Annotated in this window: 20 protein-coding genes and 2 pseudogenes; 14 read left to right on the top strand and 8 right to left on the bottom strand. The window is 60.7% G+C overall.

The window, feature by feature from the left end; translation table 11 throughout:
- Positions 1 to 6 precede the first annotated feature (6 nt).
- The 6 genes from NKH17_RS24585 to NKH17_RS24560 all read right to left on the bottom strand — a co-directional run bounded on the left by NKH17_RS24585 (position 7) and on the right by NKH17_RS24560 (position 5,800).
- Positions 7 to 1,386: an amidohydrolase gene (locus NKH17_RS24585; RefSeq protein ID WP_352479348.1), complete on the bottom strand. Its 1,380-nt coding sequence runs from the start codon at positions 1,384 to 1,386 to the stop codon at positions 7 to 9.
- A gap of 1 nt (position 1,387) precedes the next feature.
- Positions 1,388 to 2,047 (bottom strand): glutathione S-transferase family protein, encoded by a 660-nt coding sequence (locus NKH17_RS24580; protein WP_254819361.1) that lies wholly within the window; start codon positions 2,045 to 2,047, stop codon positions 1,388 to 1,390.
- Positions 2,044 to 2,889 carry an aromatic ring-hydroxylating dioxygenase subunit alpha gene (locus tag NKH17_RS24575; protein WP_352479347.1) on the bottom strand — a complete coding sequence of 282 codons (846 nt, stop codon included), beginning with the start codon at positions 2,887 to 2,889 and terminating at the stop codon, positions 2,044 to 2,046. Before NKH17_RS24575 ends, NKH17_RS24580 begins: the two co-directional genes overlap by 4 nt.
- Positions 2,886 to 3,536 (bottom strand): aromatic ring-hydroxylating oxygenase subunit alpha, encoded by a 651-nt coding sequence (locus NKH17_RS24570; RefSeq protein ID WP_352901827.1) that lies wholly within the window; start codon positions 3,534 to 3,536, stop codon positions 2,886 to 2,888. Before NKH17_RS24570 ends, NKH17_RS24575 begins: the two co-directional genes overlap by 4 nt.
- Positions 3,537 to 3,677: 141 nt before the next feature.
- On the bottom strand, positions 3,678 to 3,947 hold the full coding sequence (locus NKH17_RS24565) for an acylphosphatase (protein WP_352479345.1): 270 nt from the start codon (positions 3,945 to 3,947) through the stop codon (positions 3,678 to 3,680).
- 818 nt (positions 3,948 to 4,765) lie between these two features.
- Positions 4,766 to 5,800 (bottom strand): LacI family DNA-binding transcriptional regulator, encoded by a 1,035-nt coding sequence (locus NKH17_RS24560; RefSeq protein ID WP_352479344.1) that lies wholly within the window; start codon positions 5,798 to 5,800, stop codon positions 4,766 to 4,768.
- 166 nt (positions 5,801 to 5,966) lie between these two features.
- Here NKH17_RS24560 and NKH17_RS24555 point away from each other — a divergent pair, with 166 nt between their 5' ends.
- The 12 genes and pseudogenes from NKH17_RS24555 (at position 5,967) to NKH17_RS24505 (ending at position 15,285) form a co-directional block, all read left to right on the top strand.
- Entirely contained in the window at positions 5,967 to 7,013 is a 1,047-nt protein-coding gene (locus NKH17_RS24555) for a sterol desaturase family protein (protein WP_352901854.1), read from the top strand.
- A gap of 98 nt (positions 7,014 to 7,111) precedes the next feature.
- The gene (locus NKH17_RS24550) at positions 7,112 to 8,077 is read left to right on the top strand and encodes a sugar ABC transporter substrate-binding protein (protein ID WP_352509023.1); all 966 of its coding nucleotides are present in this window, start codon (positions 7,112 to 7,114) and stop codon (positions 8,075 to 8,077) included.
- 134 nt (positions 8,078 to 8,211) lie between these two features.
- Positions 8,212 to 9,222, top strand: a complete 1,011-nt coding sequence (locus NKH17_RS24545; protein ID WP_352972588.1) for an ABC transporter permease — start codon at positions 8,212 to 8,214, stop codon at positions 9,220 to 9,222.
- A gap of 9 nt (positions 9,223 to 9,231) precedes the next feature.
- On the top strand, positions 9,232 to 10,254 hold the full coding sequence (locus NKH17_RS24540; RefSeq protein ID WP_352901830.1) for an ABC transporter permease: 1,023 nt from the start codon (positions 9,232 to 9,234) through the stop codon (positions 10,252 to 10,254).
- Between the two features lie 58 nt (positions 10,255 to 10,312).
- Positions 10,313 to 11,107, top strand: a complete 795-nt coding sequence (locus NKH17_RS24535; RefSeq protein ID WP_352479341.1) for an ATP-binding cassette domain-containing protein — start codon at positions 10,313 to 10,315, stop codon at positions 11,105 to 11,107.
- A gap of 138 nt (positions 11,108 to 11,245) precedes the next feature.
- A complete protein-coding gene (locus NKH17_RS24530; RefSeq protein ID WP_352479340.1) occupies positions 11,246 to 12,250 on the top strand; it encodes a Gfo/Idh/MocA family oxidoreductase in 1,005 nt (334 codons plus the stop codon).
- On the top strand, positions 12,247 to 13,206 hold the full coding sequence (locus NKH17_RS24525) for a sugar phosphate isomerase/epimerase family protein (RefSeq protein ID WP_352479339.1): 960 nt from the start codon (positions 12,247 to 12,249) through the stop codon (positions 13,204 to 13,206). The genes NKH17_RS24530 and NKH17_RS24525 overlap by 4 nt, the downstream gene beginning before the upstream one ends.
- A gap of 12 nt (positions 13,207 to 13,218) precedes the next feature.
- Positions 13,219 to 13,527: a MocE family 2Fe-2S type ferredoxin gene (locus NKH17_RS24520; RefSeq protein ID WP_352479338.1), complete on the top strand. Its 309-nt coding sequence runs from the start codon at positions 13,219 to 13,221 to the stop codon at positions 13,525 to 13,527.
- 5 nt (positions 13,528 to 13,532) lie between these two features.
- A pseudogene (locus NKH17_RS33480) lies at positions 13,533 to 13,619 on the top strand (hydroxypyruvate isomerase); the annotation flags it as partial.
- A gap of 50 nt (positions 13,620 to 13,669) precedes the next feature.
- Positions 13,670 to 14,494, top strand: a complete 825-nt coding sequence (locus NKH17_RS24515) for a 3-methyl-2-oxobutanoate hydroxymethyltransferase (protein WP_352901835.1) — start codon at positions 13,670 to 13,672, stop codon at positions 14,492 to 14,494.
- A 5-nt stretch (positions 14,495 to 14,499) separates the two neighbouring features.
- Positions 14,500 to 14,850 (top strand): MurR/RpiR family transcriptional regulator, encoded by a 351-nt coding sequence (locus NKH17_RS24510; protein WP_352479336.1) that lies wholly within the window; start codon positions 14,500 to 14,502, stop codon positions 14,848 to 14,850.
- 36 nt (positions 14,851 to 14,886) lie between these two features.
- A complete protein-coding gene (locus NKH17_RS24505; RefSeq protein WP_352648295.1) occupies positions 14,887 to 15,285 on the top strand; it encodes an MBL fold metallo-hydrolase in 399 nt (132 codons plus the stop codon).
- A gap of 207 nt (positions 15,286 to 15,492) precedes the next feature.
- On the opposite strand, the gene NKH17_RS24500 is transcribed toward NKH17_RS24505, so the two are convergent.
- The gene (locus NKH17_RS24500; RefSeq protein ID WP_352972527.1) at positions 15,493 to 16,362 is read right to left on the bottom strand and encodes a LysR family transcriptional regulator; all 870 of its coding nucleotides are present in this window, start codon (positions 16,360 to 16,362) and stop codon (positions 15,493 to 15,495) included.
- 235 nt (positions 16,363 to 16,597) lie between these two features.
- Between NKH17_RS24500 and NKH17_RS24495 the strand changes: the two genes are divergently transcribed.
- Both NKH17_RS24495 and NKH17_RS24490 read left to right on the top strand, forming a co-directional pair.
- On the top strand, positions 16,598 to 16,753 hold the full coding sequence (locus NKH17_RS24495) for a YjiS-like domain-containing protein (protein ID WP_352901841.1): 156 nt from the start codon (positions 16,598 to 16,600) through the stop codon (positions 16,751 to 16,753).
- 10 nt (positions 16,754 to 16,763) lie between these two features.
- A complete protein-coding gene (locus NKH17_RS24490; RefSeq protein ID WP_352479332.1) occupies positions 16,764 to 17,747 on the top strand; it encodes an aldo/keto reductase in 984 nt (327 codons plus the stop codon).
- A gap of 109 nt (positions 17,748 to 17,856) precedes the next feature.
- Here NKH17_RS24490 and NKH17_RS24485 read toward each other — a convergent pair.
- Positions 17,857 to 19,055 (bottom strand): annotated as a pseudogene (locus NKH17_RS24485) (hypothetical protein); the annotation flags it as partial.

Here is a 19,055-nt window from a genome sequence, read left to right as displayed (position 1 = left end):
CGGTTTCTAGAATTCCACGGTCGCGAGCGCCGCCTCGGCTTCCGCGAACAGCCGTGCCTCGTCGAGCCCCGGGAACTCGCCCTTGGCCCAGACGATGCGGCCGTTGATCATGGTCATGTCGGTCGGCATGCCGATGCCCACCTTGGCTAGCAGGCTCAGCGGATCGTGCCGCGTGCCAACATAGTCCATGCGCCGCGTGTCGATGGCGAAAAGGTCGGCAGCCATGCCAGGCGTCAGCCTGCCGATGTCGCCGCGCCCGAGCAGCGCCGCGCCCCCGGTCGTCGCATAACCGAGAAAATCGGCCGGCGGCGGAACGGGATGGTCGCGTGTCGATGCCGACAGACATTGCAGCATGTAGGCGGAATGGATGCAGTGCATCAGGTTGGAATTGTCGTTCGAGGCGGCACCGTCGCAACCTAGTCCTATGCTGAGGCCGAAGGCCGACATCGCCGGGATATCGGTGATTTCAGCGCCGACGAGATAGACCGGCTCAGGGCAATGCGAGACGCCGGTACCGCTTGCGGCCATCTTGCGCAGCTCGTCGTGGGTTAGCTCCCAGCAATGGGCATAGAAGGCATCCGGCCCGCAGAAGCCGATCTCCGCGCAGTAATCCACCGTCCGCATGGCGTGACGGTCCTCGATGACCGGGCTTTCGCCCTCGCCGACATGGGTATGCATACGCACCCCGCGATCACGCGCTAGCGCCACCGATTCCACGAAGGTCTCGCGATAGCAGTTGACTGGCTGGCAGGGCGCGACGGCCACCTGGCGCATGCTGAAAGGACCGGCATCATGATAGGCGTCGATCAGCCGGGCGCAATCGGCGATGAACTCGTCCGTCGTCTCCAGCATGGCATCGGGGATGGTCGAGCCTTTCGATTTCGGTAGCGTGTTGCCGCCGCGTCCGGCATGGAAGCGCATACCGAGGAGTTCGGCTGCTTCGAACTGCCGGTCGACCAGCCGCTTGCCGGCCTTCCACGGAAAGCAATACTGATGGTCGAATGCGGTCGTGCAACCGTGCTTTATCAGCTCGGCCATCGCCGTGACCGAAGCGTGGTAGAAGCATTCCTCGGTCAGCCGCGAGAAAATGGGATAGATGCGGTCGAGCCATTCGATGACCGACAACTTCGTCCAGTCCAGATCGGCGCGGTTGCGCACGAAGCATTGAAAGAAGTGATGATGGGTGTTGACGAGGCCGGGATAGACGAACCAGCCGGCGGCGTCCTGCGTGACGGTCCCGACGGGCAACTCTCCCTTGTCGAGGCCTTCGCCGATGGCCCGTATCGCCGGGCCGTCGGTCAAGAGATCGACATTGCGCCGGATGTCCGGACCGTTGCCCTCGTCCACGATGACCGCTGCGCAGTTCTTCAGCAAGTGGCCCGCCAAGTCACGCCTCGCCGGCTTCGAGGACGGGCTCGGGCTTCAGTTCGTGCAGCCGGTGGATACCGGGCATCTCGATGAAGCCCTCGAGACTGCGGATCGCCCGCGACCAGAGCCGGATCGCGGGATAGGGGTCGAGCGAAACGCCGCCGTCCGGCGCCAGCGCCACATAAGGAAAGCAGGCGACGTCCGCGATCGTCGGCCTGTCCGACGCGAGGAAGCGCTGGCCGCGGATATGCTGTTCGACGAGGCCGGCTTCCAGCTCCCGCAGGGCCGCTATCCCCTGCCCATGAAGGGTGGCGATATCGCCCGGACGCAGCAGCATCTCGTGCAAGCGCGCCGCCCCCAGGCTGCCGGTCAGCCGATGCGAGAAGGAAAGCCATTGCTGGACGCGTGCCGCCTGCAGAGCAGTATCGTTGCCCAGCCATTGCGGTGCGGCCTTCGCGGCAAGATAGACCAGCATGGCCGAGGATTCGGTCAGGACGAGGTCGCCATCCTCCAGGATCGGGATCGAACCCGCCGGATTGAGCGCCATGAGTTCGGGACCGCGATGCTCGGCGCCGGGATGGAAATCGACGGGGCGGATGTCAAGCTTCACCCCGGTCAGCGCCGCCATCAGGCGCGCCTTGTAGCAACTCGGGGACAGCACGTAGTCGTAGAGCTTCATTGCGCCACCAGTTGCGCGCCGTAGGTGTAGCCGTGGCGTTTCAGCCAGCGCCGGTAGGCAACCGATGTCAGGTCCGCCCTTGTGGGGATCTCCATGCCCGGATCGAGCGGCAGCAGCCTCGGGATCTGGTTTTCGAGAATCGACCGGTCCTGAAGGAAGATCGTCTGCTGGAAATGGATCAGGTCTGCCATCGATGTTTCGTCGTCGAACAACGCCATCCACGGCCAGACGTCGCACAGGTCTTCGGCAAGCGGCTGCACGAAAAGCGTGATGACGTCCCATTCATCCGGGCGCGGCGGGCAGGTCTTGTAGAGGATCGAGCAGGTCGGCGCAGGCACGCGATACATGTATTCGGTGGTTATGCCGCCTTCCGCCGACTTGGCGGCCTGCGGCTGGTAGAACTTCACCTGGGTCGCCCAAACCTCGTCTTCGTCCTCCCGTATCTCGACCTTGTAGTTTGGGACTTCCGTGTGCGGCTCGGCCCCTAATATGTCCGTATGCACGAAGGGGAAATGCGCAATGTCCAGGAAGTTCTCCACCGCGCGCAGCGGCGAGCAGCGCACGCGCACAACCCCGACATCGACGAGCCGGCGGCCGGGCTGATCAGCCTCGGGGATGGCAAAGAGCGCCTTTTGCGGGTCGCCGAGCGACGACCAGACATGGCCGTAGCGGATGCAGACCGGCAGGGCACGTCCGTTGCTGCCCGTGACCTTCGCGTTTCCGTCTGCGCCGAGCCTCACCCCGATCGGCTCGCCCATGAGCGCCGTCTGGCGCTCATGCGTGTCAAGCCGGCCGGCAAGGCCGACCGGATACCATTCGTCGATCATCGCGTTGCGGGTCATTGGGCGACGCCACTGCGCAGAATATCCTCGGCGGTCCGCCGTAGCGTCTCGGCTGCCCTCGACGCAGCGATACGCTTGGCCGGACCAGTGCCTTCGTCGACCAGAACATGCATCAGCGTCCGCGCTTTCCCCTGGGGGGTGAGCAGCAGCCGTAGGGTCTGGGCATTTTGCGCGTAGTCGAGCAGGCCTCCGTCGGCCTTCGTACCGGCGGCCGCCTCCAGCGCGGCAATGCCCGCCTCTACTATCATGGAGCGAAGAGGGGCTAGGCCGTCGAACCGCGGCGGCCGAGCGGTGGGTTCGCCTACGGAAATCCATATGATTCCGCCGCTGTCCTCGACGGGCTGTGTTGCGACACCAATCGTTTCCGGCGGCGTCAGGCCCGGATGGGCCGGAATGCGCAAGCAGTCTCCGGCCTGGGCATAGCTCCAACCGTGATAAATGCAGGACAGGGCCTCACCGCGCACGAAACCACGGGAAAGGCGCATGCCGCGATGAGGGCATCTGTCCGCGAAGGCCGCCGCGCGGCCGGACCGGCTTCGCCAAAGGGCAATCGGTCCGACCGGGGTTTGCGCCGGCATTACGGTTCCCGCTGGCAAGTCCGCGGAGAGGGCAACTGGCATCCATGAGCCGGAGGGATAGGGCAGCATGCATCAACCTTCGAACGACATCGACCCATCTTCCCAAATGCAGATTCGCGGTCAAGACATGACGATCAGTCCGATCACGTTTGCACAATATTTTCGCACTGGCAACAATGCCCAAAAAAGAGGCAGAGACCCTGTCCCAACCTAGCCTGTTTCGTTTTCTATCGGCGTCCGACGAATGGCCTCGACCCAGACATCGATTGGTCCAAGAGAGCACCCCATCTCCATCATATCGACCAGTTCCGCAGGACCGACAACGTCGAGTTCGATCCGGTCGGCACCGGCAACGAATATTGCCGGCGCGAGGCCGAGCTTGGCGGCATGACGCTCGATCCATGGAAGAAAGGATGCCGCTTTGACATCGCCGAGGATTGTCATGCGCTCGCGCGTAAAACGTCGATCTTGCTCGTTCATGAAGGACCTTAGCAACGAAATTGATATACAGATACGTCGTATCCAATCACGTGGCTAAGGGCGTGAAAAGGCGGGCGGATCTTTCGCCGACAAGAACGCTCGTCATCCTCGCCGACCGGTCAAGACCGGTCGCTGCCGTCCCGATGCTCCTTGGTAAGCGACAGACCTTTGACGGGCCATGTCCGGTAGCCCGTCATCGAGGGATCGGTTCGGAACTGCGTCGCAAGATCGGTCATCCGGCTCCAGGACTTTCCTAAAAGCGTATTTTCGGGAAACCAAGCCAGACGGCACCTGCGGAATAGTGGCGCCGGGGTCGCGGAACCATACGGAACGATGCGGGAAGATTTCTGATTTATACGAAAGGAGTACAATTCATTGAGGTTGGCCAGGAACCACCGACGGCTGGCGGTTGGCCAACTCCTGAAGGGCTCACGCAAAGGGCTGTATCGATGGCCACAGCGTTGGTTGTTCAAAGCGCTGCAGCCGGGATTGCTCGGCGCCGGAGATGGCGCGCAGCTCTTCGTGGATGATGCGAAGCAGGCATTTGGTGTGGCCAATTTCAAAGCGTCCGGTGGGGGCGGAACGATGCGAGACAATACGGGAAACTCTCTGATTTAGGCCCCACGAAAAAGCCAATAAAATCAATAGTTCGAGGACGTCCTCAAACAGTGCGCGACGGTGACCGTCCTACCAATGATGAATGGTGCCTTTAAATTGTTCATCCAGTCTCGATGAGGTTCGGAACCAGCGATCGGCAGCCTTGGCCGGACCAGCCCGATCCGCAAAGCACCGCTTGAATCATCGCCGAGATAAATGCGTCAGATGTTTTCCGGCGTGACTATTTCAAAAGGTATAGACCGCTGAAGGGTCGCGACCGGTGCTTGCGGTCCAATCACGTCAATCATCGTCTGCACAAGGAGGGCCGAGGTCGCCTCGAGTGGATGACAAAGAGCTGCAGTGATCATTCCCTCGGACAAGCCTTTTCGCGTATCGGGGCCAATGTCACGGCAAACCAGCTTGATGCCCGCCCGCCTTTCGGCAGGGATCTCTCGCAGCGCACGGAGCACTCCAGTTATTCCGCCGCCCACGATCAGAATTCCTACGAGATCCTCAGTCGTCTTCAGGAGTTCGGCCACCATACGGTAAGCCTCGCTCGATTCCTCATGAGTAGGGCGACTTTCTTCCACTGTGAGCCGCGGAGCGTGTTCGCGCAAATACGAACGGAAGCTGGCATCTGAAACGTCTTGGCATTGATATCGGTGATTTCCTATGAAAACCGCAATGCGACCCGGACCTTGGGTGGTTTGCGCAATCAAGAATGCCGCCGTACGCCCCAGCTTCCAGTTGTCCGTTCCCACATAGGCCGCTCGTTCCGGCGCGGATTGGTCCGTAATGTAAGCAACAACGGGCTTCCCCATTTCCTTCAGTGAACGGATTGCCTGTCCTATTATAGGGTGATCTGGTGCGATCACCGCGACTACGTCGCAGGTGTCGCCGAGCGCCACGAGTCGGCTAGAGATAGTCTCCGGTGTCAGGAGATCCACAAACTCAACGACGGCCTCAACAATTTCGTCGCGACGATCGCGACAAGCTGCGATGATTTTCTTCCCGAACAGTTTGTAGAGTTCACGGGTCGATTGCTGCAGCAGGAAACCAAATCGGTGATGCGGCGACAGTTTCTTGGCCCGGTCGTCGATCGCCCCGATCCCATAGAACCCGATTTCTTCGGCTGCGCTTTGTACTCGTTGCACGGTCTTTGGGCGAACGGAAACCGTCCCGCTGAGGATTCTGTTCACAGTCGCCACTGATACGCCAGCGGCTTGAGCGAGGTCGCGAATGGTAGGCCGCCTCATTGATCCTCCGCTGCTGTATCATCATGATTGACACTAAATGATACGAATGCGACCTAAATACTATTTTTGTGTTCCGACGATATCAAGCCTCCGATATGAATCGCCTCTGCATTGAAGCCCGAACTGGTCCAAGGCCGGTTGGATGGTCGGTCAGGAGGCTATTAAGATGGATGACCTTCAGTATGGAACGCGCGACAAACGCGGAAACTGGGTCCCGCACCGCCGCGCCGAGCCGGTGCCGATCTGGCATCGCCCGTTCAACGCCAAGAAGGTACTGGCTTGGTTTCCCGAGTTTCTGTGGCCTTGGAACACCTTCCACATGGCCACGGCAATCATCTGGGTCAACTTGCTCATTCCGAGCTGGGACAGCCTGGCAACATTTTCGCTGCTCAACTACCTTTGGCTGTACGGCCTGAACGCAGCGGGCATTTTTCTCTTCTACGGGTTCTTTGAGCTGCGCTATTACATCCAGCGCAAGCAAGAGACGCGCTTCAAGTATAATCCAAAATTCCCCTCCGACGCGCCGTCCGACGTCTTCTGGTTTCAGAGCCAGAATATCGACAATTTCAGCCGGTCGTTTTTCATCACTATACCGCTGTGGACCGTGGTCGAAATCGTGATGCTGTGGGCCTACGCTAATAGCTGGGCGGTCTGGCTGCCCTGGACGACGAATTGGCTTTACCTATCGTTCCTCGTCATCATCGCGCCGGCCGTGCATGAGATCTATTTCTTCTTCCTGCACCGCGCCATCCATTGGCCGCCGCTCTACAAATGGGTGCACTCGGTTCACCACAACTCGATCAACCCCAGTCCGTGGTCGTCGCTGTCCATGCATCCGGTGGAAGGGTTCCTCTACCATGCCGAAGCCTGGCTGCACCTGCTGATCCCATCCAACCCTGTCTGCGCGTACTTCACACTGCATGGGGCCGGCTTCGGAGCGGTGAATGGCCATCTTGGGTTTGAGACCTTCGAACTCACGGACAAGATCAAGCTCGATAGCCATTCCTATGTCCACTACCTGCACCACAAGTATTTCGAGGTGAACTACGGCGGTGACGGTCTGGTTCCTCTCGATAAGCTTTTTGGCACTTGGCACGACGGTAGCAAAGAAGCTGACGAGGCTATGAAGGCGCGCTTCCGCAAAAAGAAAGAAAAGCTGCGCGCGCAGCAGGAAGCCCGCGGCGGCCCGGCCACTGGAATGCCGGCGGAATGACGATCAGACGCTGTCTCGACTAAGCCCGAGAGGAGCGGGTGCGGGGCAGCCAGGCTTTTGTTGAAACCCCGCGGGGCGGGTAAACCGGGAGGAAGACTATGAAGCTTTTCAAGATACTTGTGTCCACAGCAGTGCTGGCTGCGTACAGCACCAGCAGCACGCTCGCCGCCGACATCTTCGTTATCGGCGGCAAGCCGGACGATCCATTCTGGTCAATCGTCAAGCGTGGTGCCGAAGACGCCGGTAAGGTGGTCGAAGCTCAAGGTGGTAAAGTCACCTGGCTCGGGCCGCAGAACTACGACAATCTGGGTGTGGACGCGGCCGAACTGATCCGCCAAGCCATCGACCAGAAGGCCGACGCCATTGTCGGTCCGGACTGGGTGCCGGAAGCCATGGATCCGGCGTTCAAGGCGGTTGTGGACGCTGGCATTCCGCTTGTTATCTACAATGCCGGCGGTTTGCAGGCGGCTGATCGCCTCGGCGCTATGAACTATGTCGGCTCGGACGATTACAAAGGTGGCGTCGCCGGCGGCGAGTATCTCGCTAAGGCCGGCAACAAGAAAGGCGTCTGCATCAACACACTGCCGGGTGCGGCCAATATCGAGGCCTACTGTGGTGGCTTTAGGGAAGGGATGAAGAACGGCGGCGGCGAGGCCGATGTGTTGCCGTTGCCAGCTACCTCCTTCGGCTCGGCAACAGCAGTGGCGCAGGCGGTGAAGGCCTATCTGCTGCAGCATCAAGCCGTGACCGCGGTGTTCACCATCGGCAATGTCGACGCCAATTCGGCCATGAACGGTATTACCCAGGCCGGCAAGGCCGGGCAGGTTCAACTCTGCGGCATCAACTTTGACGAGACCATCCTGAACAACATCAAGGATGGAAAACAGGCCTGCGCGATCGACCAGCAGGGCTACTGGCAAGGCTACCTCGCCGTCTCAATCTTGAATGGCAAGGTAAACTACGGGCTGACTGTGCCGACGCGCGAGATCCTCACCGGTCCTGGGATCATCGACAAGAACACTGTCGAGCTGACCATTGCCGGCGTGAAGGCCGGCGCGCGATAGGTGTCCTTACGGCCGCCCGCCTTGTGAGGCGGGCGGCCAGTGCATTCTACTTCCATAGCGACCGCAATTTTTGGCGCTCGATAACTCGCGGATTACCCATGACGGCACATCCCGTGACATCCACCCGAACGCCGATGGCAAATCGCGGCCGTTCTGGACTGGCCCTGGGTCGTCTGGCGCGGCGGCCCGAGACGGGCTCGTTCCTGGGCATGGTCGCAGTCTTTCTGTTCTTCGCCATATTCGGAGGCAGTAGCTTTTTGTCAGCAGCCGGTACGGCCAGTTGGCTGAGCATCGCCTCCGAGATCGGCATCATCGCTCTGCCGATAGGGCTGCTGATGATCGCTGGTGAGCTGGACATCTCGGTCGGCGCCGTGATTCCCGCGGCCTCTCTAACGGCCGCGATCATATCCGGCTACTATGGCCTGCCTGATTGGCTCGGCATCACGGCCGCCCTTGGGCTCGGTCTTGCCATCGGCTTGATCAACGGCGTGTTCGTCACACGAACCACGATCCCGTCCCTGATAATTACAATAGGAACGATGTTCGGCACAATGGGCCTGACGCTGGGCCTTACGGTGATGATCGCCGGCAGCACCGGTGTCTCGCTGGTGCCCGACGAACTCACGAAGACGCTTCTCGGCCAATATCTCGGGGGCATGTTCCAAGTGACGATTCTCTGGTGGCTCGTCTACATCGCCGCCCTTCTGTGGCTCCTCCACATCTCGCCCGTGGGCAACTGGATCTATGCACTCGGGGGCGACAAGGAGAGCGCGCGCAACGCGGGCATCCCCACCAAGCGGCTTACCATCGGTCTATTCATGCTTTCGGGGTTTTCCGCCGCGTTCGTCGGAGTCAGCCAGGTGATGGTCTACCAGAGCGCTCAGGTTCTGGCTGGGCAGTCCTTCATCTTCAATTCGATCATGTGCGTGGTCATCGGGGGCGTTCTGCTTACCGGCGGATTTGGCTCGGTCGTAGGTATCGTGTTCGGCACGATCACCTTCTCTATCGTAAACCAGGGCATCTACTTCACGAGTATCGATCCCAACATGGGAAGCGTCATCATCGGCGCGCTTCTCCTGATCGCCGTACTCACCAACGACACCTTTCGGCAGCTGGCGCTCAGCTACTCATCGAAGAAGGTTTGAGGGACCGCCATGACTGAGGCAATCAAATCCTTGTTGCGCCGCCCGGAAGCAGGCTCGATCCTCAGCCTGATCGGGGTGGTGCTGTTCTTCGTATTTTTCGGTGGCGTGGACCTGGGTACACTCCTTGGGGCGGCGAGCTGGGTGAATTTCGCCGCCAATCTCGGCATTGTCGCCATTCCGGTCGGTCTGCTGATGATCTCGGGTGAACTCGACATCTCCATCGGCGCATTGATTCCCGCGGGCTCTATGACCACCGCCATCCTTAGCGGCTACTATGACCTGCCCATCGCGGTGGGCATGGCCGGCGCCCTGGCGGTCGGTGTGGCGGTCGGCCTTGTCAATGGTTTGCTGACGATCCGCACCTCGGTGCCTTCGTTGATCATTACGCTCGCCACCCTGGTTGCGATGCAGGGCTTGGTGCTCAGTGGGTCCGTGTTGCTAACTGGCAACGCTAGCGTTGCCGTCACCGCGCCCGAATGGGCCAAATTCCTGTTCGGACAGCTTATCGGTGGAAGCCACCAGGTCATCATCGTCTGGTGGGTAGTGTTCGCTGTCATTATTGGCTTCGTGCTGCACAAGACCCGCTTTGGCAACTGGCTGTTTGCAATGGGCGGCGATCGCGTCAGCGCCCGCAATGCAGGCATTCCGACAAACCGCATGACCATCGCACTGTTCGTGCTGTCCGCCGTCAGCGCCACATTCGTTGGCATGTGCCAGGCGATCCTGTTCAACTCGGCCCAGGTTTCCGGCGGAATGAACTTCATCTTCAACGCAATCGTGTCCGTGGTGGTCGGCGGCGTGCTGCTCACGGGAGGGTTCGGCTCGGTCATCGGCATCTTCGTCGGCACCATCACGTTCGCCATTGTCAGCCAAGGCATCTACTTCACCCAGATCGACCGGAACTGGTCGAACCTGATCATCGGCGTGATGCTTTTGACGGCGGTGCTGATGAATCAGGCATTCCGGGAACTGGCTCTGTCTTACCGGCGAGGTTCGAAACAAAGCGTGCCGAGGGCACCCATACAGCACTGAGCGATGCGGCTGCAGTTGCGATCAGCGACTGCTTGGAAGGACGAAAGATGCGACAATTATGAGCGAAAAACCTGCCATTCTCGAACTGAAAAATGTCAACAAGTCTTTCGGCCCGATCGACGTGTTGCATAACATCTCGCTGCAAATTCGCCGGGGTGAGGTCTTGTGTCTCCTCGGCGACAACGGCGCCGGAAAGTCCACTCTCATCAAGGTGTTGGCAGGCGTCCACAAGCCGACCAGCGGCGAGATCCTGATGGACGGAAAGGCGGTCAGCTTCGACCGTCCGAGCGCTGCGCAGGAGCGGGGCATTGCCACCGTGCACCAGTTCGGCGGAACGTTCCCCTTAATGAGCATCGGCCGCTCCTTCTTCGTTGGATTGGAGCCGACAAAGGGTTGGGGTCCGTTCAAGATCTACGACCGCAAGCGCGCCAACGAGATCGCGGTGAAAGCGGTGCGGGATTTCGGCATCACGCGTATCGACGACGGTGACCGGCTTGTTGGTGGCCTGTCAGGCGGGGAACGCCAGTCTTTGGCCATTGCCCGCGCCGTGCATTTCGGCGCTCGCGTTCTGATCCTCGATGAGCCGACGGCAGCGCTCGGCGTCAAGCAGGCAGCTCACGTGCTGCGCATCGTCAATGAAGCCAAGCGGCGCGGTCTCGCGGTCATCTTCATCACCCACCAGGTGATGCACGCGATGGCGGTGGGAGACCATTTCGCCGTCCTCATTCGCGGTGCGATCGCCGCCGATTTCCGGAAGCGCGAGAAAACCCGCGAGGAGATCACCGACCTGATGGCCGGCGGTGAAACCATGGCTGACCTCGAGGCGGAAATCGAGCATGAATTGCATGCATGATCACAATGAAAATGCGCCGCCTCTCGAGCTGGATGGGCGGGCGGCCCGATCGTTTTCCTCGGGAAACCTCTGCCTTCGACCGGCCCTGATGACCCTTGGCGCCACCAGCCTCTTCACGTCGAACAAAGCAGAAGAAATATGACAATACGGATCGCAGTGATCGGTGCCGGTGTGATGGGCGCCGACCACGCCAGGATAGTGGCGGAAGACCTTCCCGGAGCAAGCCTTCAGCTGGTGTGCGACATGGATGAGGCGCGTGCCCGCACTGTTGCCGACACCTTTGGTGCGCCCGACATCTCCACCGATCCAGAAGATGTTGCCGCGCGGAAGGACGTGGACGCAATCATCGTGGCGAGTCCCGATACCACGCATGCGCCGCTGTCGAAGGCCTGTATTGCCGCCGGCAAGCGTGTGTTGTGCGAAAAGCCCCTCTCACAAGCGTCCGCTGACTGTATCGCGGTGATGGAGGCCGAACAGAAGTCGGGCGCGAAATTCGTCCAGCTTGGTTTCATGCGGCGCTACGATCGCTCCTACGAAGAGATTAAGCGGGCGCTCGCAGACGGCCGCCTTGGCCGGCCCCTGATGATGCACAATTTTCACCGGAATGTCGAAACGCCGGCTGCAGATTTCACCGGCGCAATGGCTATCACCAATTCGGCTCCACACGAGTTCGATGTCGTGCGCTATGTGCTCTCGACGGAATATGCGTCGATTTCGGCCTTCCAGCCGAAGCGCTCAGATGCCCGGGTCGCGCCTGTCTTCATGGTGCTGGAGACGGTCGATGGCCAACTCGTCAACATCGAGATCAACAACAATGCCGCCTATGGTTACGATGTCCGTGCCGAGCTGATCGGCGAGCGGGGCACCGTTGCGATGAACAACGTCGCCTACACTCGCATCGATTCTGCGCTTACACAGAGCACGAGCTACGACTCCGACTGGCGGACCCGCTATGCCGATGCCTACCGTCGGCAGAACCGCGACTTCCTACGCTTCGCCATGACTGGTGAGTTCCCGGCAACCGCTGCGAATTGCTGGGACGGTTATTGCGCCGCCGTCGTTGCCGAGGCGGGCGTGAAGGCGTTGCACGAGGGCCGCCGCGTACCCGTCCAAATGATCGCAAAGCCGGAGTTTTACGCGTGAAGCTGGGTTTCGTTTCAGACAGCCTCGGCAACCTGCCCTTCGAAACGATGCTGGATCATGCGAAGCGCATGGGTGTCTCCGGCGTCGAGGTGAACACCTGTGGCTGGTCCACCGCGCCGCATTTTCGGCTTTCGTCCATGCTGGGCAACAGGGAAGGCCAGAAGCGCTTCGTTGGCGCGTTCGAGGCGCGCGGGCTAGAAATCATCAGCCTCAACGCAAACGGCAATCCGCTGCACCCGACCGACCCGGCCCAGGGCGAAGGGCTGAAAACCACTATTCGCGTCGCGGGCGAAATGGGCATCCGGACGGTCTGCACCATGAGCGGCCTCCCGGCCGGCAACGCTGCAGATACAATGCCCAACTGGGTCGTCTCGTCGTGGCCGCCGGAAACACAGGCCATTTTGAAATACCAGTGGGAAGAGAAGCTGATTCCCTTCTGGACCGAGATCGTGGCGTTGGCTGAAGAGAACGGCGTGGAGCGCATCGCGCTTGAACTCCACGGCAACCAGTGTGTCTTCAACGTGCCCTCGCTTCTGAAGTTGCGACAGGCGGTCGGACCCGTCGTGGGGGCGAATCTGGACCCTTCGCATCTGTTCTGGATGGGTGCCGACCCGCTGGCGGCGGCTCAATCTTTGGGCGAGGCGGTATATCACGTTCATGCCAAGGACACGATGCTCAACGCACCAGTGCAGGCGACGACATCTCTGCTCGAGAATGGCAGCCTGATGGATCTTCCAGCCCGGTCATGGAGCTACATCACGCTTGGCTTCGGCCATGGCGAGGAGTGGTGGCGGCAATTCTGCTATCGCCTCAAGATGGCCGGCTATGACGGCTGGCTTTCCATCGAGCATGAGGACGTGCTCCTGAACTCTCTGGAGGGACTCGAAAAGTCCGTGGCGCTACTGCAGGGGGTCATGCCGTCCGCCCCCGCCGACTACAAACCGCAAGCCATCTGAAGGAAGGTTTCCATGCCTTGGATCGACGCCTGTGCCGCCGCCGACATCGAAGCCGAGGAAGCCAAGCGCTTCGATCATGGCGGTCGCACCTTTGCGATCTTTCGAAATGATGCGGACGAATTTTTCTGCACCGACGGGCTTTGCACGCACGAGAGTATTCACCTCGCTGACGGTCTCGTAATGGGGAATACAGTGGAGTGTCCTAAACACGCATCCGTTTTCGACTTCACGACTGGGGACGTAGAGACCCCGCCCGCTTGCGAGAATCTCAAGACGTACAAGACGAAGGTCGAAAATGGCCGCGTCATGATCGAGATCTGAGCCATATGGACCAGCCGTTCCAGCTTGCAGCCTGCGCCGAGATGCTCTGGCGCGACCGCCCGATTACTTGGCGCGCCGAAATGAATTGGCCATTCATCGCCAAGGCGCTGTTTGACTGCCTGATCCCCTGCGGAGGCTGATTATGGGCATGTATCACAACCGTCCTCATGTCGAGGACATCCGCAAGATGAAGAAGAGCGGACAGAAAATCTCCATGCTCTTCGTCAGCACCCCGGATGAGGCGGCTGCCGCAGCCGCCGCCGGCATCCATATGCTCTCCATCGAAGGTCGATATTTCGATCCGGAAATGCGCCAAGCAGCCGGCGATTGTTTCGTACAAGTCGGTTTGCCATATGGCAGCTATGGGAGTTTCGCGGGCCGCCCGCTCGCAACAGCGGAGGACTATCTGCGTGCAGCGTTCCACTTTGCCGGCACAGGCGGCGACGCCTTTTATTGTGCGGCGTCATACGACATCCAGAAGACGTTATGCGACAACTACATTCCTATCGTTGGCCATATCGGCCTAGTGCCGTCTTATATCACCTGGACGGGTTGGCGCGCAGTCGGCAAGACCGCGGACGAAGCAGTGCGCATTTGGCGACACACCCAAAAGCTGGAGCAAATAGGAGTCTTCGGCGCGGAGCTGGAAGTCGTCCCAGATCGCGTCGCGAAATTCCTCACCGAAAACTCCTCGCTTGTCATGCTAGGCATGGGCGCTGGCAAATATGCCGATGCGCAGTACCTCTTCACAGAAGACGTTTGCGGTTACGGCAAGAACCATAAGCCGCGACACGGAAAAGTTTATCGAAACCTTGGCCCTGAGCTGGAGAAGATTCAGGACGAGCGCGTCGCTGCCTTTAAGGACTACAAGGCAGACGTCGATTCAGGCAGATATCCCGGTTACGAGCACACGGTTCCGATTGTGGATGCCGAGTTCGATATCTTCATGAAGATAGTTAAAGGTTGAGAACTATGTCTGTGGGCTCATCTTATCCCTCACGGACATGCGGTCGACAGCGCGTATCAGTTGACAACCGACGAGCGCCATCGCTTGACGAGCTCAAAGCGCTGATTGCCAAAAGGGAACTGACACTTCCGGAGAAGTCGGAGGCTGTCGCCCGGGTGATATTTGCGGAGCCGGATTACGTGGCTTTCGAAAATGCCGCCGCAATCGCGCGCCGATGCCATGTATCACCCGCGACCGTGTCCCGACTTGCATCGCGTCTCGGGTTTGGGTCGTTTGTGGAAATGCAGAGCTGCTTCCGAAATCATATACTGCATCGATTCAAACTTCAGGAAGAACACGTGAAGGCGAACTGCTGAGGATCATGTGCACGGACTTTTGACCCCGACAGCCGAGTGCTCTTTCCAAACTTGACGGCGATCGTAATTCCCGAGGCGGCTGTTGGGAGCTTTTTCGCTTACGCCCACCTTGCGCAGTTCCGGCCCCTGCTGAAGCCTGTCGAGAATGGCGATCTGGTGGGTGAGCGATTGAGGGCGGTCGCCCTGCCGGGTCATGCTCCCGGTCATACCGGCTACGCGTTCGACACGGACGAGGACCGTTTCCTATTCTTCGGGGACGTCGTTCATGTGCCGGCCTTGCAGTTCGGCAATCCCGCGTTCAGTTGGGGCCATGACGACGATCAGCCGACGGCGCGCGCAACCCGCCTGAAGGTTTTCAGTGACGCGGCCAAGGCGGGGGACGTGGATCGCCGGCGCGCACCTTGGCTGGCCGGGCATCGGTCGCGTGGTGCGTAAGGGCGAAGCATACGGCTATGAGCCGGCAGGAGGACGAGTGACCGGATAGGCGGCCCGGTGCTGATCGGTTTATACCGCTCTCTTCGCCCAAGGCAAGGATCTCGACGAGCAGCGCGCCTCACTCCGGCGTCCTCAACGGCGGGCACATCGTCCGGCCCACAAAATATCTGATTCTTGATCCACTGGCGGCCGATCGACGCCTGAGGTTTACCGGATCGGCGTCTCGCCGCGAAACAGCGGCTGGTGCGCCCGCACCAAGGCGGCAATCCGGTCGGCGACCTTTCGTACCGGCGGGGAGTGACGTTCCTCGTGATGGGTGACGATCCATTGGTCGGTTTCGAGCTCGGGGATAGGTTGAGCGACGCGAACCAGCCGCGGATCGCTGTCACCGACGAAGCACGGAAAGACCGAAAGGCCGGCGCCGGCGGCCACCAGTTCACGCACCGCATGGGTGTTGTTGCCGCGTACGGCGATGCGGTCGCCGTGATGGGCTTGCAGCCAGCGCGCCGATGCAACGTTTGCGCCTTCGCCGGTGACGCCGACGAACAATCCAGCGGCGATGCCGTTGATCAGGTGACGTCCGGAATAAATGGCGTGAGCGACTTTGCCGCTCTGACGGCCGGCCAGCCACTGCTCGGTCGGACGCTCGCTGCGGATGCCGATGTCGGCGGCACGGCGGCCGATGTCGACCCGCTCGGTCGTGGTGACAAGCTCCACCCTTATGCCGTCATCGACCGTCCAGATCTCGCCAATATGGGCGGAAACGAAGGCCGACGTCCATGGCCCGGCCGAGACGCGGACAATGCGGTCGGGCAGGTTTCCCTCGCGCCAGCGGGTCAGCGACTGCATTGCTGCCTCGACGTCTTCGGCGCGCCGCAGCAGTTCTTCGCCGACCGGGGTCAGCCGGTAGCCGGTCTGCTGGCGCACGAACAGAGGTTCGCCGATCTGCTTTTCCAGCGCGGTGACGCGTCGTCCAAGGGTGGCTGCGCTGAGGCGCGTGGTTCCCGTCGCTGCGCTCAAGCCACCCAGCCGCGCAACGTCGAGAAACAACCTTAGATCGTCCCAGCCGATATCCATTTTGCAGAAATGAAAAACTCCTTGCGACCGTGGCTGTAGCGCGAAGCGGGCATCATGCGCAAGTATGCAGGCGTTGGACGCGTTGGACAATCTTGCTTGGCGGGAAAGTGACAAGCGCCTCGGCTGGCTAAGAAGCCACCGCAATCTTTTCGATCGCGCATGCGCTTCGCGCCGATGCTTTGCGCTTTCGACAAACCCAGGCGCGCGGGCATTCTCCACGCCAAAGGAGACGATCATGTTGGATGAACTTCGACACCGTTTCGCCCGCTGGATTGTCTATCGCCAGACGCTTGCGAGCTTGAGGCAGGCCCGGGACAGCACACTGGCGGATGCCGGCATTTCTCGCGAAGAGATACGCGAACGTGCCCGCCACGCCAGCCTGCGTCGTTGAGGAACCGGGCATGCAGATGATTGAGCTTTGGGATGGCCGCTCGGTACCGCGCATTGGCATCGGCACCTGGGCGGCGGGTGGCCCCGCGCGTTGGCGTGACACGGCGACAACCTATGGCGAGGTCGACGACATCAGGTCGCAAGCCGCGCTGGCGATGGCCTATGAGATCGGCGCGCGGGTGTTCGACACGGCGGCCGCTTATGGCGCCGGCAATGCCGAACTGATCCTCGGGCGAGCGTTGAAGGGTAAGGACGAAGCCGTCATCGTCACCAAGGTCGGCTATTTCGGCGATCCCGAAACGCGCAAGATTGCTCCCGAGGATGCCTCTGCCGCGGCGATCCGGGCATCGATCGACAATTCGCGGCAGCGCCTGCAGCGCGATTGTATCGACGTCGTGCTGCTACATATCAACGAGTATCCGATCGAGCGCGCCGGCGAGGTGTTCGATACGCTCGGCCTGTTGCGCCAGGAGGGCAAGATCGGCGGCTTCGGCTGGAGCACCGATCACCGCGAACGGCTTGCCGCCTACGCGCCGCGCGAGGGCTTCGTCGCCGTAGAGAACGACTTCAATGTGTTTACCCCGGCGAACGGGCTGATGGCCGTTGCGGCGCGCGAGAACCTCGTCTCGTTCAGCCGGCTGCCGCTGGCAATGGGGTTGCTCACCGGCAAATACACGCCGGCCATGCGGCTGCCCACCAACGATGTGCGCGGCGGCAATGCCGAATGGATGGTATTTTTCAGGGATGGCGCCGCCAACCCGCATTATCTGTCAAGGCTCTCGGCAATCCGCGACCTGCTCACCTCGGGCGGACGCACGCTTGCGCAGGGCGCGCTCGGCTGGATCCTCGCCAAGTCGGCAATCGCCCTGCCGGTTCCCGGCTTCACGCGGCCCGAGCAGGTCGAGGACAATCTCGGTGCGCTGGAAAAAGGGCCGCTGCCGGCAGCGGTGATGGCCGAGATCGACGCCGTGCTGAAAATTGCCGAGACTGCTTAGGGTGTGGCGAATCCGAAATTCGCATTGGCGATAACGCGGCCTTCAGTGGCGCAATAGACAAAGACGGAGCGGCGGACACGCTCGAGTTGAAGGTCCGCCGCTCCGGTTTTCAGATCAAAGAGTGATGCTGCCACGGGAGATGGGTGGCGAGCTGCGCTTGAGCTGCGCCGCCGACCGCGTCGCTGTCGAGAGAGAGCGACCCGGTTGAGCTGTCAACGATGATGTGGTGGGAACCATCATCCGTGGCCGTACCAGCAGGAGACGCATGCAATGAAAGCCCGCCCGACTTAAGCTCGGCAAGAGCGGCTTGATCGAGGTGGAGCTTGTCCTGAAGCTTGCTGAAGTCGAAGGCATCGTTGCCTCCGTGACCCGACATGATCTCGGCGGCGGCGCCGTTCTTTGCCTGGGCCCCGACATTTTCACCGCTCTGGACGGTCTGGGCGAACCCATGGCCGGTCAGGTTGGTTGCCGTTCTGTCGGAGTGATTGTTGGTGGCGAGAAACTCCGAGCCGGCAGAAAGAGCATGGCTCAACACAGCCAGCACCCGGTCAACGCCGCTGCCCAAATCGTCCATCTTGTTGCCGCCAGTGTCGACATGGGAGGTGTCGTTGCCGCTATGGCCCGCCATTTCGTCGGTGCTTGCACTTGCATGGGAGGCATCACTGGTGGCCTTTCCGTGACTGGCCGTGCGGTGGGAAGTCGCAGCTCCAGCAGAATTACTATCGCTAGTGCTGGCGTCGGAAGGGGCGATGGCGGTAGCAGTCGCAGTAGAAGTGCCATGGCTGGTCTTGGAGTCGGAGGCGGCCACAGTAGAGCTATTATCGGCAGCGGTGGCAGTGGAAGGCACAGTTGCAGTGGAACTGCTATCGCCCGTCGCGGCTTCGGAAGAGGCCGCGGCAGTCGAACTGCTATCGCCGGTGGCGTCATGGGAAGGGGCCGTGGCAGTCGAACTGATATCGCCGGTGGCGTCATGGGAAGGGGCAGTCGCAGTCGAACTGCTATCGCTGGCGGTGGCGTCGGAAGGGGCCGTAGCAGTCGAACTGATATCGCCGGTGGCGTCATGGGAAGGGGCAGTCGCAGTCGAAGTGTTGTCGCCGGTGGCGTCATGGGATGGGGCAGTCACAGTCGAACTGCTATCGCTGGCGGCGGCATCGGAAGGGGGTGTCGCGGCAGCGCTGCCGTCGCTGGTGTCGGAAGGTTCGGCCCCGGTGGTAGCGAGGTTGTGCTCCCGGAAAACGGCTTGCAATTCGGAGGAGCTTTCAAGCGCGGTGTCGCCGTTCTGCGTTCCCCATTTGTAGGTGTAGTCGA

Origin of the sequence: Mesorhizobium sp. M1334, from assembly GCF_040317995.1 — a bacterium.
GTDB lineage: Bacteria > Pseudomonadota > Alphaproteobacteria > Rhizobiales > Rhizobiaceae > Mesorhizobium.
The sequence above is the reverse complement of the archived record's forward strand: the minus strand, read 5'-3'. Positions and strand labels throughout refer to the sequence as shown.